Annotated in this window: 18 protein-coding genes; 8 read left to right on the plus strand and 10 right to left on the minus strand. The window is 41.3% G+C overall.

What is annotated here, in order from left to right; all coding sequences use genetic code 11:
* Nucleotides 1-56: 56 nt before the first annotated feature.
* From MKL51_RS18175 to MKL51_RS18185, 3 genes are all read right to left on the minus strand, one after another.
* On the minus strand, nucleotides 57-1352 hold the full coding sequence (locus tag MKL51_RS18175) for a solute carrier family 23 protein (RefSeq protein WP_002119102.1): 1296 nt from the start codon (nucleotides 1350-1352) through the stop codon (nucleotides 57-59).
* 297 nt (nucleotides 1353-1649) lie between these two features.
* Nucleotides 1650-4334, minus strand: coding sequence for a phosphoenolpyruvate carboxylase (gene ppc / locus MKL51_RS18180; RefSeq protein WP_270904382.1), 2685 nt, complete (start codon nucleotides 4332-4334; stop codon nucleotides 1650-1652).
* Nucleotides 4335-4504: 170 nt separating this feature from the next.
* A complete protein-coding gene (locus MKL51_RS18185) occupies nucleotides 4505-5128 on the minus strand; it encodes a TetR/AcrR family transcriptional regulator (protein WP_057090027.1) in 624 nt (207 codons plus the stop codon).
* A 148-nt stretch (nucleotides 5129-5276) separates the two neighbouring features.
* Here MKL51_RS18185 and MKL51_RS18190 point away from each other — a divergent pair, with 148 nt between their 5' ends.
* The 4 genes from MKL51_RS18190 to dnaJ all read left to right on the plus strand — a co-directional run bounded on the left by MKL51_RS18190 (nucleotide 5277) and on the right by dnaJ (nucleotide 11238).
* Nucleotides 5277-6383 (plus strand): efflux RND transporter periplasmic adaptor subunit, encoded by a 1107-nt coding sequence (locus MKL51_RS18190; protein WP_017481890.1) that lies wholly within the window; start codon nucleotides 5277-5279, stop codon nucleotides 6381-6383.
* Nucleotides 6380-9505, plus strand: coding sequence for an efflux RND transporter permease subunit (locus tag MKL51_RS18195; protein WP_005078784.1), 3126 nt, complete (start codon nucleotides 6380-6382; stop codon nucleotides 9503-9505). The genes MKL51_RS18190 and MKL51_RS18195 overlap by 4 nt, the downstream gene beginning before the upstream one ends.
* A 139-nt stretch (nucleotides 9506-9644) precedes the next feature.
* Nucleotides 9645-10022, plus strand: a complete 378-nt coding sequence (locus MKL51_RS18200) for a membrane protein (protein WP_002119294.1) — start codon at nucleotides 9645-9647, stop codon at nucleotides 10020-10022.
* 103 nt (nucleotides 10023-10125) lie between these two features.
* On the plus strand, nucleotides 10126-11238 hold the full coding sequence (gene dnaJ, locus MKL51_RS18205; RefSeq protein ID WP_002119101.1) for a molecular chaperone DnaJ: 1113 nt from the start codon (nucleotides 10126-10128) through the stop codon (nucleotides 11236-11238).
* A 114-nt stretch (nucleotides 11239-11352) separates the two neighbouring features.
* On the opposite strand, the gene MKL51_RS18210 is transcribed toward dnaJ, so the two are convergent.
* Nucleotides 11353-11715 (minus strand): hypothetical protein, encoded by a 363-nt coding sequence (locus tag MKL51_RS18210; RefSeq protein WP_057090029.1) that lies wholly within the window; start codon nucleotides 11713-11715, stop codon nucleotides 11353-11355.
* A gap of 183 nt (nucleotides 11716-11898) precedes the next feature.
* Here MKL51_RS18210 and dapB point away from each other — a divergent pair, with 183 nt between their 5' ends.
* Together dapB and MKL51_RS18220 are read left to right on the plus strand one after the other, a co-directional pair.
* Nucleotides 11899-12720, plus strand: a complete 822-nt coding sequence (gene dapB, locus MKL51_RS18215; protein ID WP_032007450.1) for a 4-hydroxy-tetrahydrodipicolinate reductase — start codon at nucleotides 11899-11901, stop codon at nucleotides 12718-12720.
* A gap of 50 nt (nucleotides 12721-12770) precedes the next feature.
* Nucleotides 12771-13424 (plus strand): START domain-containing protein, encoded by a 654-nt coding sequence (locus tag MKL51_RS18220; RefSeq protein ID WP_005066572.1) that lies wholly within the window; start codon nucleotides 12771-12773, stop codon nucleotides 13422-13424.
* Nucleotides 13425-13464: 40 nt separating this feature from the next.
* Here the strand turns inward: MKL51_RS18220 and MKL51_RS18225 are convergent, their stop codons facing one another.
* Nucleotides 13465-14655, minus strand: coding sequence for an MFS transporter (locus tag MKL51_RS18225; protein ID WP_005066574.1), 1191 nt, complete (start codon nucleotides 14653-14655; stop codon nucleotides 13465-13467).
* Nucleotides 14656-14659: 4 nt separating this feature from the next.
* On the minus strand, nucleotides 14660-15463 hold the full coding sequence (gene dkgB / locus MKL51_RS18230) for a 2,5-didehydrogluconate reductase DkgB (RefSeq protein WP_002119273.1): 804 nt from the start codon (nucleotides 15461-15463) through the stop codon (nucleotides 14660-14662).
* Nucleotides 15464-15583: 120 nt separating this feature from the next.
* Here dkgB and MKL51_RS18235 point away from each other — a divergent pair, with 120 nt between their 5' ends.
* Entirely contained in the window at nucleotides 15584-16486 is a 903-nt protein-coding gene (locus MKL51_RS18235; RefSeq protein ID WP_032007448.1) for a LysR family transcriptional regulator, read from the plus strand.
* On the opposite strand, the gene MKL51_RS18240 is transcribed toward MKL51_RS18235, so the two are convergent.
* Nucleotides 16470-16844 carry a hypothetical protein gene (locus MKL51_RS18240; protein WP_032007447.1) on the minus strand — a complete coding sequence of 125 codons (375 nt, stop codon included), beginning with the start codon at nucleotides 16842-16844 and terminating at the stop codon, nucleotides 16470-16472. The two genes, MKL51_RS18235 and MKL51_RS18240, sit on opposite strands and share 17 nt — an antisense overlap.
* A gap of 90 nt (nucleotides 16845-16934) precedes the next feature.
* On the opposite strand from MKL51_RS18240, the gene MKL51_RS18250 reads away from it, so the two are divergent.
* Nucleotides 16935-18359 carry an aminotransferase-like domain-containing protein gene (locus MKL51_RS18250; protein WP_032007446.1) on the plus strand — a complete coding sequence of 475 codons (1425 nt, stop codon included), beginning with the start codon at nucleotides 16935-16937 and terminating at the stop codon, nucleotides 18357-18359.
* Between the two features lie 2 nt (nucleotides 18360-18361).
* On the opposite strand, the gene ahr is transcribed toward MKL51_RS18250, so the two are convergent.
* From ahr to MKL51_RS18265, 3 genes are read right to left on the minus strand one after another with little or no spacing between them, the layout of a single operon-like run.
* Entirely contained in the window at nucleotides 18362-19390 is a 1029-nt protein-coding gene (gene ahr / locus MKL51_RS18255; protein WP_032007445.1) for an NADPH-dependent aldehyde reductase Ahr, read from the minus strand.
* Nucleotides 19391-19428: 38 nt separating this feature from the next.
* A complete protein-coding gene (locus MKL51_RS18260) occupies nucleotides 19429-19989 on the minus strand; it encodes a DNA-3-methyladenine glycosylase I (protein ID WP_032007444.1) in 561 nt (186 codons plus the stop codon).
* A gap of 30 nt (nucleotides 19990-20019) precedes the next feature.
* The gene (locus MKL51_RS18265) at nucleotides 20020-20265 is read right to left on the minus strand and encodes a hypothetical protein (protein WP_001287364.1); all 246 of its coding nucleotides are present in this window, start codon (nucleotides 20263-20265) and stop codon (nucleotides 20020-20022) included.
* Nucleotides 20266-20267 lie beyond the last annotated feature (2 nt).

Genomic DNA, 20267 nt, shown 5'->3' on the forward strand with positions numbered 1-20267 from the left:
AAAGTCATCATACTAAATCGTAATAAAAAAAGGCAGCTTGCGCTGCCTTTTTGAATTTAGGTTTTATCTTTTAAACTAAACAGCCAGTTTAAAATAATGGCTGCAAAAGTTGCGGTACCAATACCACCTAAATTGAAATTACCAAACAATAATTCAAAGTTACCAGCACCTAAAATAATCGTGACCGAAGCTACAATTAGATTTTTATTGTTAGAAAAATCAACTTTGTTTTCAATCCAGATTTTTGCACCGGCAATGGTAATTAAACCAAACACGACAATAGATGCACCTGTTAAAACTGCGCTTGGGATCGTACTAATTACCGCGCCAAATTTTGGAGATAGACCTAAGAAAATTGCAAAGACACCTGCGATGACGAAAACAATGGTTGAGTACACACGAGTGACTGCCATCACACCAATGTTTTCACCGTAAGTAGTCATCCCTGGAGCGCCGACACTACCAGATAATGTTGTTGCCAAACCATCTGCAACAAATGCTTTACCTAATTGTGGAGTCAGGTTTTCACCAGTCATCGCGCCAACAGCTTTAATATGTCCTAGATTTTCTGCTACTAAGATAAGCGCAACTGGCGCAATAATTAGCATAGCATTCGTGTCAAAAGTAGGATGCGAAAAGCTTGGAATCCCAAACCATGCGGCTTGTGAGATCTGGCTAAAATCGATTGGTTTACCTAAACCTAGCCCATTGGTGGTGATGGCATAAATCACATAAGCCAAGATCAAACCAATCAACAGAAGCAAGCGTTGCAACAGGCCACGAGTAAAGACTGCAATACTACCCATACAAAGTACGGTAATTAAGGCCATCCACATTTCAAATGGTTGGCCTGCAACACCTTTAATCGTAACAGGTGCAAGGTTCAGACCAATAATCATCACAATGGCACCAGTCACCACAGGCGGCATGAGTTTTTCAATCCAGCGTGTACCAGTAAGCATCACGATAAAACCGATGATGGCATAAAAAACACCACATGCTACGATTCCACCTAAAGCCATAGATAGATTTGGATTGGCACCTGAACCTGTAATATGCCCAGTTGCAGCTGCAACCACCCCAATAAAGGCAAAACTTGATCCTAAATAACTTGGAACACGACCACCTGTAATTAAGAAAAACAGAATGGTACAGATTCCAGACATTAAAATAGCAAGGTTAGGATTAAAACCCATGAGTAAGGGTGCTAAAACAGTCGCTCCAAACATGGCAAATGCATGTTGAATACCCAAAACAGCACTTTGAACGGGTGGGAGATATTCATTGGTAGAGACTGGCCGATGGTCAATATCACCTTGGTAAGGCTGCCATTTTGGAAACCAATTGGACATAAAATAAGCTCATTATTCTTTAATTGCTGCCATGATACTCTTTCTTGTGAGTGCATTTAATCTCTAGAGAGAAGTATATGAGTGAAAAGTAATTATTTTTTAACGATTGGTATAATTTTAAAAAAACTAAATGTGCGTATTTAGTTATTTTTTTCTCATAAATATTAATTTTATGATTTTTAAAAAATATTCAAAAAAATAGAATATCGGGGAAAATTTAAGAAAAATAAAGAACTTTGCAAGTAAAAAGCAGCACATCAAGATGCACTGCTTTATAAAACAATTGGTAAAATTAGCTTAGCCTGTATTACGTAAGCCAGCAGCGATACCCGCAATACTCACCATAAGTGCATGGTCAACAGGGGTGTGTTCTGCCTGACGCTCAGCAAGATAATCACGACGGCGCTTCATGAGTTCAGCCTGTAAAAGATGCAAAGGAAGTAAGTACGGTTTACGAACCTGCATGGATTGATCAAGAACTTCATTATTACTCAGAAGCTTTGATTCATCTTTCAATTTAAGTAGCGTTTCAACAGCATCTTTTAGTCGTTGACGTAATTGATTACCGAGCACTTTTAAATCTTCATCTTCAGTCAAATGAGACTCGTAATAGAGTGCAATGTTGGCATCGGCTTTAGATAATACCATTTCCAGCATATCAATAAGTGTCTGGAAATAAGGCCATTGCTGGAGCATTTCATCAAGCGTTGCTTTTTGCTGATCGGCAATCACTTCATTAATGGCAGCACCTGTACCTAGCCATGCAGGCAACATCAAACGAATTTGTGTCCAAGCAAATACCCATGGAATCGCACGTAAAGACTCGATGCCGCCACTCACTTTTCGTTTTGCAGGACGCGAGCCTAACGGCAACATTTGTAATTCAAGCTCAGGGGTAACCGTACGTAAATACTTCACAAAATGTGGGTTTTCACGAACTGTTTGACGGTAGACCTTAACAGAATGATCAGTCATGCGGTTCATGAGTTCACGCCATTCAGTTTTAGGTTCTGGTGGCGGTAATAAGGTCGCTTCAAGTGTTGCTGCGGTATAGATTTCAAGGTTTTGCATCGCAATACCTTCTAGACCGAATTTGAAACGGATCATTTCCCCTTGTTCTGTGACACGGATTGCCCCAGAAATTGAACCAGGGGGTTGTGAGAATAGAGCTTGTTGGGTTGGTGCGCCACCACGGCTAATTGAACCGCCGCGACCATGGAATAGTGTCAACTGTACGCCATGTGTTTGAGCAATTGCAGTCAACTCTTCTTGAGCACGGTATTGTGCCCAGTTGGCAGACATGAAACCTGCATCTTTTGCAGAGTCGGAGTAACCGATCATGACTTCGTGTTTACCCTGAATGTGCTGTTTATACCAATGCATATTGAACAACGTATTCATAGTGCTTGCAGCGCCATCTAAGTCTTTTAAAGTTTCAAATAGAGGAACTACACGTAAAGGGTGTTGAATACCTGCTTCTTTTTGCAATAACAATACAGCTAAAACATCACTTGGATATTCAGCCATCGAAATAATATATGCCCCTAAAGATTCAGGCGGTTGGTCTGCCAAAGTACGCATGGTTGCAAATACTTCTTGGACATCTGGATGACCAATTAAACTGCCCTCAGGTTCATTAATATATTTCGGTAAAAGCGGGCGTTTACTTTGTAATTCCTGAATGAGGAAGTTTTGGCGTGCTTGCTCAGTCCACGATTCAAAATTACCTAAACCTAAATATTCGGTAATGGCTGAAATCGCTTGGCGATGACGGCCTGATTCTTGGCGAATGTCGAGTTTAAGTAATTCAATACCAAAACAGTTCACACGGTAGATAAAGTCGAGCAGTTGACCATTCGCAATTTCAGGCAGGTTACTGTCGATTAAAGAGCGATAGCACAGCAATAATGGTTGTAAAAGCTCATCTTTACTTTTAATAACATTGCTGTCGTCTGCTTCTAAGCCTTGTAAACGCTGAGCTAACCAGTGTCGAGTCGCTTTTAAACGCTCTCGTGTAGCACGTAAATATTCACGATAAGGTTCTGCATGTTGGCTACCAATTGCCTGAATCATTTCTTCAGAACACGTCTGGATTGAAAGTTCCCAACGTAAGTTTTCGATATCTCTTAAATACAGATCGGCAACTTGCCAGCGTGATAACCAGAGTACTTCTTGGGTAATTTGATGAGTAACATTCGGGTTACCATCACGGTCTCCGCCCATCCAAGATGCGAAACGTACTGGTGCAATATTCAGTGGTAAATTAAGTTGGCAGTTTTCTTGAACTAATTCATTTAACTCGCGAATGAATTTAGGTACAGCATTCCAAAGTGTTTGCTCAATTGTGGCAAATCCCCATTTTGCTTCATCGACTGGAGTCGGACGGTGCTGTCTGATTTCATCTGTTTGCCAAGCCGAACTAATTTGTTGCTTTAAATTCGCAAGTGCATTTTGGCGTTCGCGTGGGGTGAGTTTTTGCTGATCAAGCTGTGAGAGGCAAGCATTAATATCATCATATTTTTGAATGAGGGTACGACGGCTCACTTCTGTCGGATGCGCCGTAAGTACTAACTCAATTTTAAGATCGCAAATTTGCTGGAATAGTTTTTCTGTCGAAATACTTTTATCTTTAAATTTTTGAAATAAGTGAACCAGCGGATTCGGAGAGTTTGCATCTGAATCAAATTCTGCCTGTCTGCGGCTACGGACCACATGATATTGCTCGGCAATATTGGCAAAATTGAGGAAGTGAGAAAAAGCGCGGGTGAGAGGAAGTAACTCTTCATCGGGCAGTTCTAAAAATAATTGTTCTAGTTGCTTTTCGGCTTCAGCTTGACCATCACGTGCACCTTTGGCAAGAGCACGGATTTGCTCGATCTGATTAAACAGTTCTTGTCCTGCATGTTGTTTTAGGGTTTCACCTAATAAATTACCAAGTAAGCGGACATCCTCACGCAGTGGCGCATCGATTTGCTGAACCATGCTATTTTCTCCTGTTCTTATTCTTATCGAATATAGCGCGATTAACAAACATTCCAAGCTTTGAGCGTAAGAAAATGTGAATTTTTGCTTAAAAAATAACATTTAATTCGCTTGTAGTGTCTTAAAAGCTGGCATGCACTCAGCGCAACTTTTGACAATCGGACTTTGGTTTAATTCCGATATTTGAGCAAGAATAAATTAATTGCGTCGCGAATAATTTGCTCTAGCTCCTGTGCATTTGGGGCAGCAGTAATGCCCAGTAAAACCTTGTGATGGCGTACACCAAGCAATAAGTTCAAAAGCAGTTCTGTTTGATAGATCGGATCATCGGCTTGAATGAAACCTAATTGAGCAGCTTTTTGAAAAAACTCAGCTAATTGATTCTCCATTCGTGTGTGTGAAGCTTCAAAAAACTGTAAGGCGAGTGGGTTCTGTTCGGCTGCAAGCTCCAACAATACATGATCAAGCTTTAATGCTTCAGGTGAATAAATAATTTGTAAGGCACGTGAACATACAATAAAGAGTGTTTGATAGAAGTCTGCCGATGTATCTAAGTCAAATTGTTTAGTGCACAGTGTCTCTTCACAAGTTTCCGTAATCGCGCAGATAAATAGGTTCACTTTATCTTGAAAGTGGTTATAAACCGTGAGTTTAGTAACGCCTGCTTCCTGTGCAATCTGGTTCATGCTAGTACCGTGATAACCGGATTTTAAAAAAATAGCTTTCGCAGCTTGTAGGATACGAGCACGCTTTTCCAGATCTTTGGGGCGACCACTTTGATTAACTGTTTGCACAAAACCCTCTAATAAAAGTTTAGAAAAATAAATATTTATAAGTTTTTTTTAATTAATGTACTCGTAGGTATATTAATTAAAAAACAAACAAACTATGATGCAAGCATATTGTGCCTTAAAAAATCAGTTTGAATAAGAGCGATAAGATATGAATCTGTTAAAACCTCTCATCATGAGTATGGTGATTGTTTGTACGGTCACATTAATGGGATGCAGTAAAGAAGCACCCAAAACAGAAGAAATACCCTATGTGATGGTGGCGCAGCCATTAACCACACTCAATGAACAAAAAAGCTATGCAGGGGATGTGCAGGCTAGACAACAAACGGCTTTGGCATTTCGGGTTGGTGGACAAGTTACGGCGCGCTATGTGGATGTAGGCGACCGAGTTAAAGTTGGACAAGTATTAGCAAAACTCGATGTGGCAGATGCTCAGCTACAATTAAATGCTGCTAAAGCTCAGCTAGACAATGCAGAGGCTTCAGCAAAAACGGCAGCAGATGAACTTAAACGTTTTCAGCAATTACTCCCGATTAATGCTGTAAGCCGTTCGCAATTCGATACGGTAAAAAATCAATACGACGCGGCACAAGCGGCTCTACAACAAGCGCGTTCTAACTATGAAGTTTCTGCAAACCAAACTGGTTATAACCAACTCGTTTCTAATAAAAACGGGGTGATTACTGCGCGAAACATAGAAATTGGACAAGTGGTTGCAGCAGGACAAGCTGCTTATCAACTTGCAATTGATGGAGAGCGTGAAGTTGTTATTGGTGTTCCTGAACAAGCAGTTACCGAGATTAAAGTTGGCCAAGCCGCTTGGATTACCTTGTGGTCTAAACCGAATGAAAAATTTGCCGGATATGTTCGCGAAGTTTCTCCTGCGGCTGATCAGTCTCGTACTTTTACAGTTAAGGTGGCACTCAAAGAAGGGCAGTCTGTTATTCAACTTGGACAAAGTGCACGTGTATTTTTTACCTCAACTCAAACCAACGTGATGAGTGTGCCACTTTCGAGTGTTTCAGCAACAGATAATCAGCCTTATGTCTGGGTTGTTAATGCGAATCAAACTTTACGCAAAGTACCTGTAACGGTTGGTGCATATGGCAGAGACAGTGTACCTGTGCTATCTGGTTTGACACCAAATGATTGGGTGGTGATTGGTGGTGTGCATTTGCTACGTGATAAGCAGAAGATTCACCCGATTGACCGTGAAAACCGTGCGGTGAAAATTCAGGGAGCAATCCAGCCATGAAATTCAATCTCTCGGAATGGGCATTAAATAATAAAGGTATCGTCCTTTATTTTATGCTGTTACTTGGCATTATCGGCGCGATCTCTTATTCAAAACTCTCACAAAGTGAAGACCCACCATTTACCTTTAAAGTCATGGTCGTACAAACCTATTGGCCGGGAGCAACAGCGAAAGAAGTTTCAACGCTGGTGACTGACCGTATCGAAAAGGAACTCATGACAACAGGGCAGTATGACAAGATTATGGCTTACTCCCGCCCAGGTGAGTCGATGGTTACGTTTGTTGCCAAGGACTCGCTGACATCGGCACAGATTCCTGACGTTTGGTATAACGTCCGTAAGAAGGTAAATGATATTCGCCATGAACTGCCAAACGGTGTACAAGGCCCATTTTTTAACGATGAATTTGGGGACACTTTCGGTAATATTTATGTACTGACAGGCAAAGACTTTGACTATGCACTTTTGAAAGAATATGCAGATCGTTTGCAATTACAGCTTCAACGAGTCAAAGATGTCAGTAAGGTCGAATTGATTGGTCTACAAGATCAAAAAATCTGGGTTGAGATTTCTAACACTAAAGCGGTACAGCTCGGAATTCCAGTTACCGCGATTCAAGAAGCCTTACAAAAGCAAAATAGTATGGCAAGTGCTGGCTTTTTTGAAACGGGTACAGACCGTATTCAAATTAGAGTAAGTGGTCATCTACAAAACATTGATGAAATTAAAAAAACACCTTTATTGGTCGGTGATAAAACCATCCAGCTTGGTGACGTTGCTGATGTTTATCGTGGTTTTAGTCAGCCTGCTCAACCACGTATGCGTTTCATGGGTGAAAATGGTATTGGCATTGCTGTTTCGATGCGTAAAGGCGGTGACATTATTGCCCTTGGTAAAAATCTAGAAACAGAATTTGCCCAACTGCAAAAGACCTTGCCACTCGGCATGAAATTGCAAAAAGTTTCTGATCAACCTGTAGCAGTACAACGCAGTATTCATGAGTTTGTGAAGGTTCTCGCTGAAGCAGTCATTATTGTCTTGTTAGTGAGTTTTTTCTCTTTAGGCTTCCGTACGGGATTGGTGGTCGCTTTTTCTATTCCTTTAGTTTTAGCAATGACATTTGCCGGTATGAGTTTATTCGATGTCGGGCTGCATAAGATTTCACTTGGTGCTTTGATCTTGGCGTTAGGCCTGTTAGTTGACGACGCCATTATCGCCGTCGAGATGATGGCCATTAAGATGGAGCAGGGCTATAGCCGAATTAAAGCCGCCGGATTTGCGTGGAAAACCACAGCATTTCCAATGTTAACCGGAACACTTATCACTGCGGCAGGTTTTTTACCGATTGCTACGGCTCAGTCTAGTACAGGCGAATACACACGCTCTATTTTTCAGGTCGTGACCATTGCTTTATTGGTGTCTTGGATCGCGGCAGTTTTATTCGTACCTTATTTAGGTGAAAAGCTATTACCAGATTTTACCAAGTTAGGACATCAGGCCCCTTGGTATGTCCGTTTGTGGGCAAGATTAACGAAAAAACCGCAACCGCAAACTGTGGCAATTTCACAGGACCATCATTACGATCCTTATCAATCTAGTTTCTATTTACGTTTTAGAAAGATGGTCGAGTTTTGTGTGACCTATCGTAAAACCGTGATTGCAACGACGGTGGGGATTTTTGTGCTCTCTGTGCTGATGTTTAAGATGGTACCTCAGCAGTTTTTCCCACCTTCAAACCGTGCTGAGATTTTAGTCGATTTAAAGCTTGAAGAAGGTGCTTCTTTAACTGCAACAGAACAAGCTGTGAAAAAGGTTGAAAAATTCTTGTCTAAACAAAAAGGTATTGATAACTATGTGGCCTATGTAGGGACAGGTTCACCACGTTTTTATTTACCTTTAGACCAGCAATTACCACAAGCCAGCTTTGCTCAGTTTGTTGTACTCGCATCATCACTTGATGATCGTGATGACATTCGTCGTTCGTTAGAAACACAAATTAAGCAGTTACTCCCACAAGTCCGTACTCGTGTGTCATTACTTGAAAATGGCCCACCTGTGGGTTATCCATTGCAATATCGTGTGTCAGGTGAAGATTTAAATCTGGTACGTAAAGAAGCGCAGCAAGTCGCTAAAGTAATGAGTGAAAACCCGAATACCACCAATGTGCATTTAGATTGGGGCGAGCCAAGTAAGATCATTTCCATTCAAATTGATCAAGACCGTGCTCGACAAATGGGTGTCTCTAGTCTGGATTTAGCGAACTTCATTAATGCATCAATTACAGGTAGTGCAATTGAGCAATATCGTGAAAAACGTGAACTCATTGAAATCCGCTTACGCGGGGACCAAGCAGAGCGGGTTGAAGTGGCTTCACTGGCAAGCTTAGCTGTACCAACGAACAATGGAACTACTGTACCTTTAGCTCAAATTGCGAAGATTGAGTATAAGTTTGAAGATGGTTTGATCTGGCATCGTAACCGCTTACCGACGATTACTGTTCGCGCAGATATTCGTACCAATTTACAGCCTGCTACCGTTGTGGGTGAGTTAGCTGAATCAATGGATAAGTTACGTGCTGAATTGCCAAGTGGCTATCTCATTGAAGTGGGTGGAACCGTAGAAGAGTCTGCACGTGGGCAAGATTCTGTGAATGCGGGTATGCCACTCTTCTTGGCAGTGGTCATGACATTACTGATGATTCAGCTCAAAAGCTTGTCTCGCTCGACCATCGTGTTGTTAACAGCTCCACTGGGTTTAATTGGTGTTGTTTTATTCTTACTGTTATTTAACAAACCATTTGGCTTTGTGGCCATGTTAGGCACAATTGCGCTCTCTGGCATGATCATGCGTAACTCGCTTATTTTGATTGATCAAATTGAGCAGGACCGACAAGCCGGACATCCAACTTGGGAAGCAATTATTGAAGCGACAGTGCGACGATTCCGTCCAATTATTTTGACTGCTTTAGCCGCTGTTCTGGCCATGATTCCACTTTCTCGAAGTATTTTCTTTGGTCCGATGGCTGTTGCGATCATGGGCGGATTGATTGTTGCCACCTTACTGACATTATTTTTCCTACCTGCACTCTACGCAGCGTGGTTTAAGGTGAAAAAAACCGCATAAAATACATAAATTTTTTGTGAATAAAGGTGCGAAATATTGAAAACTCCAATATAGTAGCACCTGTCTTTACACAAAAAATACAGGATTATTTCACTGCATAAAAAATAGGCAAAATGCAGTGAATTGAGGTGAAATACAGATGGGGCAAGACCATATCGAACAGCATCGCCGCTATATAGTAATTTCTTATGCGTTCATGTTTCTTGCATTGTTTACGGTTATTTTTGCGGCCTTTGCTTATTTGGTCGCTCGTAAAGTGGCAGTTGTAGATAATGCAGAAGTTTGGATTCATGCGCATGCGCTATGGATTATGCGCAATGCGATTCTATTTCTATTTATGGCAATTTTTGCTGTTGTCTGGTTTATTCCGCTCTTCTTCTTTGCATGGGATAGTAATCTTTGGGTCACAGCCTCTACGGTTGCTGGCGTAGTTTTTAGCGCTATTGCGTGGTTATTTCTATTAAATGCATGGTTAAAAGGCTTGTCTAAATATTTAAAAAATAAGGCAGTTTTTTAATATATCTATTTTTTAAACATTTCCCCCTTGTAAATTCGGCTAAAGCCCCCCATTTAGTCGGCAATAGAGTATTGATAAAATTCCGTGAGGAGCACCGCCAAAAATGGCTAAACGTGATTATTATGAGGTTTTAGGCGTTTCAAAAACCGCAAGTGATGATGAGATCAAAAAAGCCTACCGTAAATTGGCGATGAAATATCATCCTGATAGAAACCCTGACAATGCCGAAGCTGAAGAGAAATTTAAAGAAGCTGCTGAAGCTTATGAAGTTTTATCGGACAGCGAAAAGCGTAGCATGTACGATCGCATGGGACATAATGCGTTCGAAGGTGGCTTTGGCGGAGGCGGTGGTGGCTTCGGCGGATTTAGTGCAGAAGATATTTTTAGCCAGTTCGGTGATATCTTCGGTGGTGCATTCGGTGGTGGTGGACGTCAACAGCGTCAACGTCGCGGATCAGATCTACGCTATGTAATGGAACTTACCCTTGAAGAAGCTGTAAAAGGGGTGAAAAAAACCATTACCTTTACTGCTCCTGCACCATGTGATGTGTGTGATGGTAAAGGTTCAAAAAATCCAAAAGATGTTGAAACCTGTAAAACTTGTCATGGTTCAGGACAAGTACGTATGCAGCAAGGTTTCTTCTCTGTACAACAAACGTGTGGTACTTGTCGTGGCCAAGGTAAAATTATTAAAAACCCTTGTCAGGCATGTCATGGTTCAGGTGTGGCTGACCGTCAACAAACGTTGGAAGTTACTATTCCAGCGGGTGTAGATAATGGTGACCGCGTTCGTTTGAGTGGTAAAGGCGAAGCAATTCGTGATGGCCAATCAGGTGACTTGTACGTTGAAGTTGTAGTTCGTGAACACGAAATTTTCCAACGTGATGGTGCCGATCTTTATATGGACGTACCAGTAAGCATTGCTGATGCTGCGCTTGGTAAAGAAATTGAAATTCCAACTTTGGAAGGCCGTGTTAGTCTGAAAATTCCTGAGGGAACTCAAACAGGTAAATTATTCCGTTTACGTGGCAAAGGCGTTCGTCCAGTACGTAGCAGCATGGTCGGTGATTTACTCTGCCGTATTGTGGTAGAAACACCAGTCAACTTAAATTCTCGCCAACGTGAATTACTTAAAGAGTTGCAAGCTTCTTTTGATGGCGAAGACAGTGCTTCTTCACCAAAGAAAAAATCATTCTTTGATCGTTTGTTCGATTAATGCTTGATTAGACAAGAAATTAAAAAGAAGGCGGATATTGATAAACTATCCGCCTTTTTATTGCGCTGATTCATCTTATTATTTTTATTCTGCTTAAAAGAAAATTACGTCTGCTTACTCTGTAGGATGAGCAACATCAATATCATTAATACTTACAGTCGGTTCGCTAGAAGCAAGAGTAGGAGCATTTTCGATCACTGGTACAGCTACTGCTTTTGCCTGTACAGCTACTTTTGGTGCCTCTGCTGTAGTTTCACCAATAACAGGGTCAATATCTTCAACTTTGACGTCGATATTGGCATCGGTTGCTACGCTCGTTTGAGCTGTAGGCGTTGCTGTTTGAGTGCTTACGTTAGTTGTAATACGTGCTTTAGATAAGTTTTCTAATGTGTCTCCTGGCTGGATTGCAGGCTCTGCAAATGCCACTGAACTCATAATCCCCATCATTACTGTAAAACTAATAATTCTCGAATGCATGCTGAACTCCTTATAGTCATCTTTTTCTCATTCGTGGCTCCGTAGTCTGCCGATCAATTCTTTAACTTTTGTGAAAACAGATTAAATTTCGTCCCAACTCAAAAAATAATTTTTACTTTTTAAGATGAGCAAAGAGTTTTGATATAGTAGGTAAATTACGTAAAACCGAAGATTGGGAAGATTATGTCAGCAGCTCCACGCATTGGTATTTTAGGTGCAGGCGGTCGTATGGGCCGTACGCTTATTCAAGCAGTTCAACAGGCAGGCTATCAATTAGCTGCTGCGGTAGAGCGTCCGGAAAGTAGTTTGGTAGGCACTGATGCAGGTGAGCTTGCTGGTATTGGTTCAGTGGGTGTGAAGGTTTCAGGAAACTTGGCAGAAGTTCTTAAAGACTGCGATGTAATCATTGATTTTACTGCACCAGTTGCAACTGCTCAGCATTTAAAGCTTTGCCGTGACGCTGGGGTTGCTATGGTTATTGGTACAACAGGTATGTCAGATGAGCAAAAAGCTGAGTTAGATGAAGTTGCTACGCATACACCTGTGGTTTACGCTGCGAACTATTCAGTGGGCGTAAATGTATCAATCAAGTTACTTGAGCTTGCAGCAAAAGTATTTGGCGATACAGTAGATATTGAAGTGATTGAAGCGCATCACCGTCATAAAGTAGATGCGCCGTCAGGTACAGCATTAATGATGGGCGAAGCAATTGCAGATACTTTAGGCCGTAACTTAAAAGAAGTTGCTGTGTATGGCCGTGAAGGGCATACAGGCCCACGTGACCGTCAAACGATTGGTTTTGAAACTATTCGCGGTGGTGACATCGTTGGCGAACACACAGTCATGTTTATTGGTGAAGGTGAGCGCGTTGAAGTGACTCATAAAGCGACTAACCGTATGAACTTTGCTGCTGGTGCAGTACGAGCTGCTGCATGGGTTGTGGGCCGTGAAGCGCGTAAATATGACATGAAAGATGTTTTAGGATTGAACGACGTACAGGTTTAAAACCCTGTCCGTATTCCATGTGTAGCGAGAAAAACAAGATAGAGCAGAACATGAATAAAAAACAAATTGCCTTGACCACTCTTCTTTGCTTAAGCAGCCTCTGGACAGGGGCTGCTTCTACAGAAAAAGCTAAACTCAGCTTAGACCGTAATAATATTAAAGTCTGGACCTATCAAAAAACTGATAATCCAGTCTTTCAATATAAAGCAGAAACCACATTTGATGTACCACTTGAACGCGCTGTTGCTGTGATTTTAGATGTAAATCGAGCTGACCAGTGGGTGCCTTATATGGGCAAAGTTGAAATGTTGTCTCAAGATGAGAAAAAAGGTGAGTTCACACTGTATATGGTGTTGGATTTTCCGTTTCCTTTGAAAGATCGCGATGTGGTTGTAAAAGGAAAAATGAGCAAGGCTGCAAATGGCGTTGTGACAATTAAAAATACTGCAATTAGTGGAAATTATCCGATACAACCTGATGTAGTGCGCTTAACACGCTATGAAGGGGATTGGACATTCCAGAAAGTTGCAAATAATAAGGTGAAAGTAACCACCAGTGGTTATGCTGATCCTGCTGGTGCAATTCCGTTGAGCTTTGTAAATATGTTTGTTCAACAGCAACCTTACCAGATGCTGCTTAAAATGAAGCGGGAAGTGACCAGTCCAATTTATGAACACCCTAAATTACCAGATATTTTAAAATAAATACCTTAAAAAAAGCGCCTGAGATCAGGCGCTTTTTTTATTAATCTGAACACTGCTGTAAAGCTTGTGCAGGGCTACTTTCGCGTTTGATTTGAAATAAAACCAATAACAAACCTAAGCCAGCTAGTAATGCTCCAGCAAATGATACTGCGCTATAACCCCAACCTAAATCGAGTACTAATGCACCTGCTGCTGCTCCTACTGCGTTACCTAAGTTAAACGCACCAATATTTACTGAAGAGGCAAGTCCTGGTGCTTCATGAGCGACTGACATTACACGCATTTGCAAAGGTGGTACTAAAGCAAAGGTTGCTGCACCCCAGATCACTAAAGCAATTGCTGCTCCAATCTGGCTTTGCGCAAGAATTGGGAAAGTCACCATCATCACAATCAACAGAACCAAGAAGCCAATCAAAGTTTTGTTAATGGACAAATCTGCAAAACGTCCGCCTAAATGGTTACCAATTGAGAAACCGACACCAATCAGCACCAACATGAACGTAATGAAGGTAGGTGAAGCATGGGTAAACTCAGTCAAACTTGGCGCAATATAGGTGTAGAGCGTAAACATTGCACCTGCACCGAGTACGGTGGTGAGTAGCGCAAGGACCACAGGAGTACGCGTTAACACTTTCAACTCAGCTTTCACATTTGGTTTTTGGGCAACCATCCCTTGAGGGAGCGCTTTCCATAAAGCGAGCATGGTAATCACACCAAGCAAAGAAATCGCAAGGAACGACATACGCCAGCCAATGTTTTGTCCAACCCATGTTGCTAACGGTACACCACCGATATTGGCAATGGTTAAACCCATAAACATGGTTGCTACAGCACTGGCCTGTTTATGTGCGGGCACAATGCTTGCCGCTACAACAGAGCCAATCCCGAAGAAAGCACCATGGTTTAAGCTTGTGATGAGACGAGCACCTAATAAGCTCATATAGCTTGGTGAAAAGGCTGCGATTAGGTTACCGACCGTAAAGATCGCCATCAGCAAAATAAGCGCATTACGTCGTGCAAAACCACCAAACCATAGGGTCATGAATGGGGCACCTAGCATGACGCCAAGTGCATAACCCGTAATTAACATACCTGCCGTTGGAATTGAAATCCCTAAATCATTAGCGATATTCGGCAACAATCCCATTGGTGAGAATTCAGTGGTGCCAATGGCAAAGGCACCTATTGCCAATGCCAATAACGAGAACGCCGTATTTGATTGAGTGTTCATGAGTTTAGTCCCAAACTGGTGCCCATGGCTCTGGGCTAACTTCACGACTGTTACGATCAAGTTCGGCAATCATTTGCATTTCAGCTGAAGTTAACTCGATATCCTGTGCTTTTAAGTTGCTAATCAGGTTTTCACGTTTAGTCGAAGATGGAATGACTGCAAAACCACGTTGCAATGCCCACGCTAGTGCAATTTGTGCTGTTGTTGCTTTATGCGCTGCTGCAATTTCAGCGAGAACTGGGTCTTGAAGCACTTTGCCGTACGCAAGCGTCATATATGAAGTCACATCAATATTCTTCTCTTGTAAGAAATTCACAAGCTTATGGTTTTGAAGATAAGGACTTAGCTCAATCTGGTTGGTTGCAATATGCTCTACACCAATTGTGTCAATTGCTTGTTGGGTAAGCGCAATATTGAAGTTTGAAATACCAATTTGTTTGGTAAGACCTTGTTGTTTCGCCTCAAGTAGAAGCTGCATAACTTCAGGAATAGAAACGCCTAAGTCCGGTGCTGGCCAATGAATTAAAGTGAGGTCAACATGGTCAGTACGAAGCTTTTCTAAGCTCTCTTTTAAGCTCGGAATAAACTTATCTTGAGCAAAATTATCTACCCAGATTTTTGTGGTTAAAAATAAGTCCTGACGTGATACACCGCTTTCGGCAATTGCTTGACCAATCGCAGCTTCATTATCATAAATTTGAGCAGTATCAATGACACGGTAACCTACGTCTAAAGCAGTTTTAACAGAATCAATAACTGCTTGTTCTTTAAGACGGAAAGTTCCTAGACCAAAACGTGGAATATTCATGTGTTTACCTAAATTTGAATAATCATTTAACTTGATGTGCATTTTGCTGTTTTTATTGTTGCGAAAAAATAGATGAATAAGCAAAATATCTTTGATCATTAGTCAATAATGGAATAAGACATGAAATCAACAATTGAAGAGCTAGTTGCCTTTATTGCAATCGTTGATACGGGTTCTTTTGTTGCAGCGGCAGAACATTTAAAACAAACGCCTTCGGGGGTCAGTCGATCGTTAACACGCTTGGAAGCGAAGTTAGATGTGACCTTATTGGAGCGCACCACACGTAAATTAAAACTCACACAAGAAGGGCAGCAGTTTCTTGTAAAGGCCCGTAAAATCTTAAATGAGCTGAACGCTGCCGAAGAAGAACTGCAAAAGTCTGATCAGGGCACTGCGGGGCTCATTCGCATTGATTCAGCAACGCCGTTTGTCTTACACGTAATTGCGCCATTAATGCATAAGTTTCGTGAGTGCTATCCAAATATTGAAATTGAGTTAAATAGTAATGATCAGGTGATTGACCTGCTGCAACATAAAACTGATGTCGCATTTCGGTTTGGGGAGCTCAATGATTCAAGTCTTCATGCCAAACTGGTGTGTAAAAGTCGCTTATTTATTGTTGCAAGCCCTGAGTATTTAGCAATTAAGGGTACACCGACACAACCTGAACAGCTTGAACAACATAATTTGATTGGTTTTACCAGACCTACATATATCAATAGTTGGCCGATTAAAGTTGGTGATGAATATTTTTTTGCGCAATCAAAAATTAAAGCATCGAGTGGGGAAACGGTGCGTCAGCTGACGATTAGAGGACATGGTATTGCACGACTATCTGAATTTGAAATTTGGAAAGATATTGAAGAAGGGCGATTGATAGCCTTATTTGAAGACCAAATTGAACATCAATATCAAAGCATCCATGCTGTGTATTATCAACAAGAGCATCTACCAAAAAGAATTCGTTTATTTATTGAGTTTTTGGCAGAACAGTTAAAAGACGGTTTTAAAAACGCTCTCTAAAAGTAGTGTAACTGTCAGTTGGGAAATGAACTTCTAAAAGTGGAGTCGTTTGTCCTTCTGATGAATGTTGAGACAGAAAATAGCTTTTTTGATGTTCTCGGCAGCTAAAATATAAAGTCGAATAAACCGAGTTCACCATTACAACTTCATTTGAGCTATTCCGTTTATATTGATAATGAGAAATCGCATTGGTCTCGTCATCAGTGCGTTGCTCCATTTTATAGTCTTGTTGATTTGTCATTTTTAAATAACCTTCTATGAGGTTTTGGCAAACAGTATGTCTGTACTGCTCATCTTTTGGTTGTTGTTGACAACCAGCTAAAACAATAGTAAATAATAATATAGCTTTTAATTTCATGAGTTTGCTACTTTCTGAGTTGATTTCTATAGCCTAAAGGTGTTCTATAAACCAGTACAGATACAGAAATTTTTAAAAAAGCAGCACAGAATGACTTTCCAATATCAGGTTCTTGCCAATCAATTAGCACATCGTATTTATCAAGATGAGCTTAAACCTCACCAGAAACTTATTTCTTTACGAGATTTTGCTCGTCAGCACAGCATTAGTTTAAGTACAGCAAAAAGTTGTTATGAGTTACTTGAGGCGAGGGGGCTTATTTATGTAAAGCCGAAGTCAGGTTATTTTGTAGTTGCTCGTGCACAATCGGGCCCCATTCCTGAAAGTCCAGATTTCTTGTCTTTACCTCGACAAGTTTCAAATCTGGAATTGCATAATCAAATTCAGGAAGCTGCCTTACAAAGCCATCTTGTACCATTAGGCTCTATTCAGTTAACGCCTCATTTTATTCCTGTGGAAGGTTTACGTCGTTCTATTCAACGGGCTTTAAAAAATTGTCAGCCTCAAGACTTTCTTTATTGTAATAAACAAGGGCATGAGCAATTAAGAAAAGCGTTATCTGATCATTGGCGTGAAGATGGGATTTTTATCGCGGTAGAAGATATTTTTATTACCAATGGCTGCATGCCTGCTTTATCTTTGGTGATTCAACATCTAACAGAAGTAGGCGATAGTATTTTAATCCCGACGCCTACTTTTAATGGACAACTACAGCTTATAGCCAGTTTAAAACGGCAGATTATTGAAATTCCAGCGCATCATCGTGGTATCGATCTTGAGCGCTTAGAATCATTTATGAAGCAAGGTTTGGCTAAAGTTTGCTTAATGACAGCCAACTATCAGAACCCATTGGGATACTGTTTAAGTAATACAGAAAAACAAAAGATTGCCGAATTAGCAGCAAAGTATCAGTGCTTTATTATCGAAGATGATATTTATGGAGAGTGTGGCTACAGTGGTGAGCGACCATTACCTATACGCTATTGGGACCGTGAAGGCTATGTGATTTGGTGTGGATCGGTTTCTAAGTCGTTATCGAGTGCGTATCGCGTAGGATGGTTCTGTTTAACAACAAAGTTAGAACATTTAAGGCTTGAGCTGTTAGCCAGTAATATTGGGGTCAATACACCGCTACAATTAGGTCTAGCTGATTTTATTTATAGTCGTGGTTATAGGGAGCATTTAGAGCAGTTAAGACCGAATTTGATGCGGCAAGTCGAGGAGTATCGTAGTTGTATTTTAAATGCATTTGAAGGTATTCCAATTGCACTGAGTCAACCAGAAGGTGGTTATGCTTTATGGATGCAGTTACCTAAAACTGTAGATAGTTTGGCGCTCTATTACACTGCAAAATCTCACGGAATTACTGTAGTTCCCGGTCATGTTTTTGGTGAGGATGAACGCTATCGGCATTTTATTCGTTTAAATGCAGGTCATGAGCTAACAGCAGATGTCCGCCAAGCAATTAAAGACTTAGCGGACTGGTCACGGCAACAGATTAAAACAGCGAGTTAGTTTTATTCTGCAAAGTCTGCTTTAAGCACAATGCGGTAGCGTGCCTGCCCTGAGTGTAGACGCTCAATTGCTTCATTGAGCTGTGACATCGGAAATAGCTCAATTTGAGGCGCAATTTTTTTACGTGCAGCAAACTTTAAAAGCTGACGTAGTGCAGCAGGTGAGCCCGTAGGTGAACCAGTCACTGACTTAGCACCACCAATAAGAGAGCCAACAGATACAGGAACAGGCTCAAGTGTAAGGCCTAAGAAATGTAAGGTTCCGTTTGGTGCCAGTGTTGCAATAAAAGCAGACCAATTTAGAGTCACATTCACGGTACTCAGCAATAAATCGAATTTATCTTTTTGAGCTTTTACTGCTGCTGTATCGCGACTATTTACCACATGGTCGGCTCCCATTGCTTTGAGTTCTTCCGTTTTATCTGGGTTAGAACTAAAAGCAGTGATTTCACAGCCCCATGCTTTAAGTAGCTTAATGGCTATATGGCCTAAACCACCAATGCCAATTACACCGACATGATGCGTTGCCTGAATTTTGTGTTTGAGTAGCGGATCAAAAACGGTAATTCCGCCGCAAAGTAAAGGGCCTGCACTTTCAGCGTCTAAATCGTCAGGGAGGGGAATAGCCCACTGCCAACCTGCGCGAACCTTATCGGCAAAGCCACCCGCATGTCCTACGATTGTTGCAACATTTCCACCTGTACACAGTACTTGCTGACCACCAATACATTCATCACAGGCTTGGCAACTTTCAGCTGTCCAACCAATACCGACACGCTGTCCAATTTGTAGACCTTTGGCTTCTGAGCCCAAAGCAACAATTCGTCCAATAATTTCATGACCTGCAACCACAGGATACACGGTTGAACGCCATTCATTGTTTAAAACAGAAATATCAGAATGACATAAACCACAATATTCAACTTTTACCTCAACCTGATGCGGTTGTAATTCACCTGCGTCAAATTGATAGGGAACTAGTTTTTCACCTGCCTGCATTGCAGCATAAGCTTGAATCGTATTATTGCTCATCGGAAACTCCTTAAGCGGCTTTGAACCGTTCTGGTGGGTTATGAAGCTTTAAATTGACAATCGTTTTCATGATCATCGACCATGCCTACTGCCTGCATAAAAGCATAGCAGGTGGTTGGGCCAACAAATTTGAAACCATTCTTTTTAAGAGTTTTGGAAAGTTTTATGCTCAGTTCGGTTTGAGCAGGGGCCTTACGATAATCTACAACATCATTGTTTTGTGGCGCTGCATCTACAAACTGCCAAAGCCATGTAGGAACATCACCGACTTGTGCTTTGAGCGCTTGCCAAGCAATAGCATTATCACGAATAGCTTTGAGTTTCCCCAAGTGACGAATTAAGCCTGCATCAGATAATTTTAGTTCTAGAAAATCATCTGTAAATGAAGCAATGTCTGCAATCGGATGATTAAAAAAGTGTTGACGGTAGCTTTCTCTTTTTTTTAGTACGGTAATCCATGAGAGGCCGGCTTGCTGACCTTCGAGACAAAGCATTTCAAATAATCGTGCCTCGTCGTGTTCGGGTTTACCCCATTCCTCATCATGGTAGGCAATATAGAGTGGATCGTCGGAACACCATCCGCAACGTTGAGTTTTCATGATAATGCTCCTTATATTTATCTTAGAATTTTAAAGTTTAAATAAGACCCATTCATTTGGGCGAGTATCCCAATAATACAGTTCTGCTTGTGTTAAGTCTTCAAACTTCAGCCAAAAGTCTTTGCCGACTTTGTCTGAAAAACCAGTACTGATTAGTAGGGCATCATCGCTGATTTCCATGATCCAGCCTTGATAGCTATTGCCATTTAAAATGATCTTTTGCTGGTTACCAGACTCGGCAAACTCTACTAAGCGATTGATCAGCGCTTCCGACATAA

Origin of the sequence: Acinetobacter sp. AOR18_HL, assembly GCF_027855145.1 — a bacterium.
Classification (GTDB): domain Bacteria; phylum Pseudomonadota; class Gammaproteobacteria; order Pseudomonadales; family Moraxellaceae; genus Acinetobacter; species Acinetobacter pittii.

Excerpts from the sequence above, each read along its gene's own strand:
- MKL51_RS18175 (WP_002119102.1), bottom strand. The coding sequence starts at position 1,352 with ATGTCCAATTGGTTTCCAAAATGGCAGCCTTACCAAGGTGATATTGAC.
- ppc (WP_270904382.1), bottom strand. The coding sequence starts at position 4,334 with ATGGTTCAGCAAATCGATGCGCCACTGCGTGAGGATGTCCGCTTACTT.
- MKL51_RS18190 (WP_017481890.1), top strand. The coding sequence starts at position 5,277 with ATGAATCTGTTAAAACCTCTCATCATGAGTATGGTGATTGTTTGTACG.
- MKL51_RS18195 (WP_005078784.1), top strand. The coding sequence starts at position 6,380 with ATGAAATTCAATCTCTCGGAATGGGCATTAAATAATAAAGGTATCGTC.
- MKL51_RS18200 (WP_002119294.1), top strand. The coding sequence starts at position 9,645 with ATGGGGCAAGACCATATCGAACAGCATCGCCGCTATATAGTAATTTCT.
- dnaJ (WP_002119101.1), top strand. The coding sequence starts at position 10,126 with ATGGCTAAACGTGATTATTATGAGGTTTTAGGCGTTTCAAAAACCGCA.
- MKL51_RS18210 (WP_057090029.1), bottom strand. The coding sequence starts at position 11,715 with ATGCATTCGAGAATTATTAGTTTTACAGTAATGATGGGGATTATGAGT.
- dapB (WP_032007450.1), top strand. The coding sequence starts at position 11,899 with ATGTCAGCAGCTCCACGCATTGGTATTTTAGGTGCAGGCGGTCGTATG.
- MKL51_RS18220 (WP_005066572.1), top strand. The coding sequence starts at position 12,771 with ATGAATAAAAAACAAATTGCCTTGACCACTCTTCTTTGCTTAAGCAGC.
- MKL51_RS18225 (WP_005066574.1), bottom strand. The coding sequence starts at position 14,655 with ATGAACACTCAATCAAATACGGCGTTCTCGTTATTGGCATTGGCAATA.
- dkgB (WP_002119273.1), bottom strand. The coding sequence starts at position 15,463 with ATGAATATTCCACGTTTTGGTCTAGGAACTTTCCGTCTTAAAGAACAA.
- MKL51_RS18235 (WP_032007448.1), top strand. The coding sequence starts at position 15,584 with ATGAAATCAACAATTGAAGAGCTAGTTGCCTTTATTGCAATCGTTGAT.
- MKL51_RS18240 (WP_032007447.1), bottom strand. The coding sequence starts at position 16,844 with ATGAAATTAAAAGCTATATTATTATTTACTATTGTTTTAGCTGGTTGT.
- MKL51_RS18250 (WP_032007446.1), top strand. The coding sequence starts at position 16,935 with ATGACTTTCCAATATCAGGTTCTTGCCAATCAATTAGCACATCGTATT.
- ahr (WP_032007445.1), bottom strand. The coding sequence starts at position 19,390 with ATGAGCAATAATACGATTCAAGCTTATGCTGCAATGCAGGCAGGTGAA.
- MKL51_RS18260 (WP_032007444.1), bottom strand. The coding sequence starts at position 19,989 with ATGAAAACTCAACGTTGCGGATGGTGTTCCGACGATCCACTCTATATT.
- MKL51_RS18265 (WP_001287364.1), bottom strand. The coding sequence starts at position 20,265 with ATGTCGGAAGCGCTGATCAATCGCTTAGTAGAGTTTGCCGAGTCTGGT.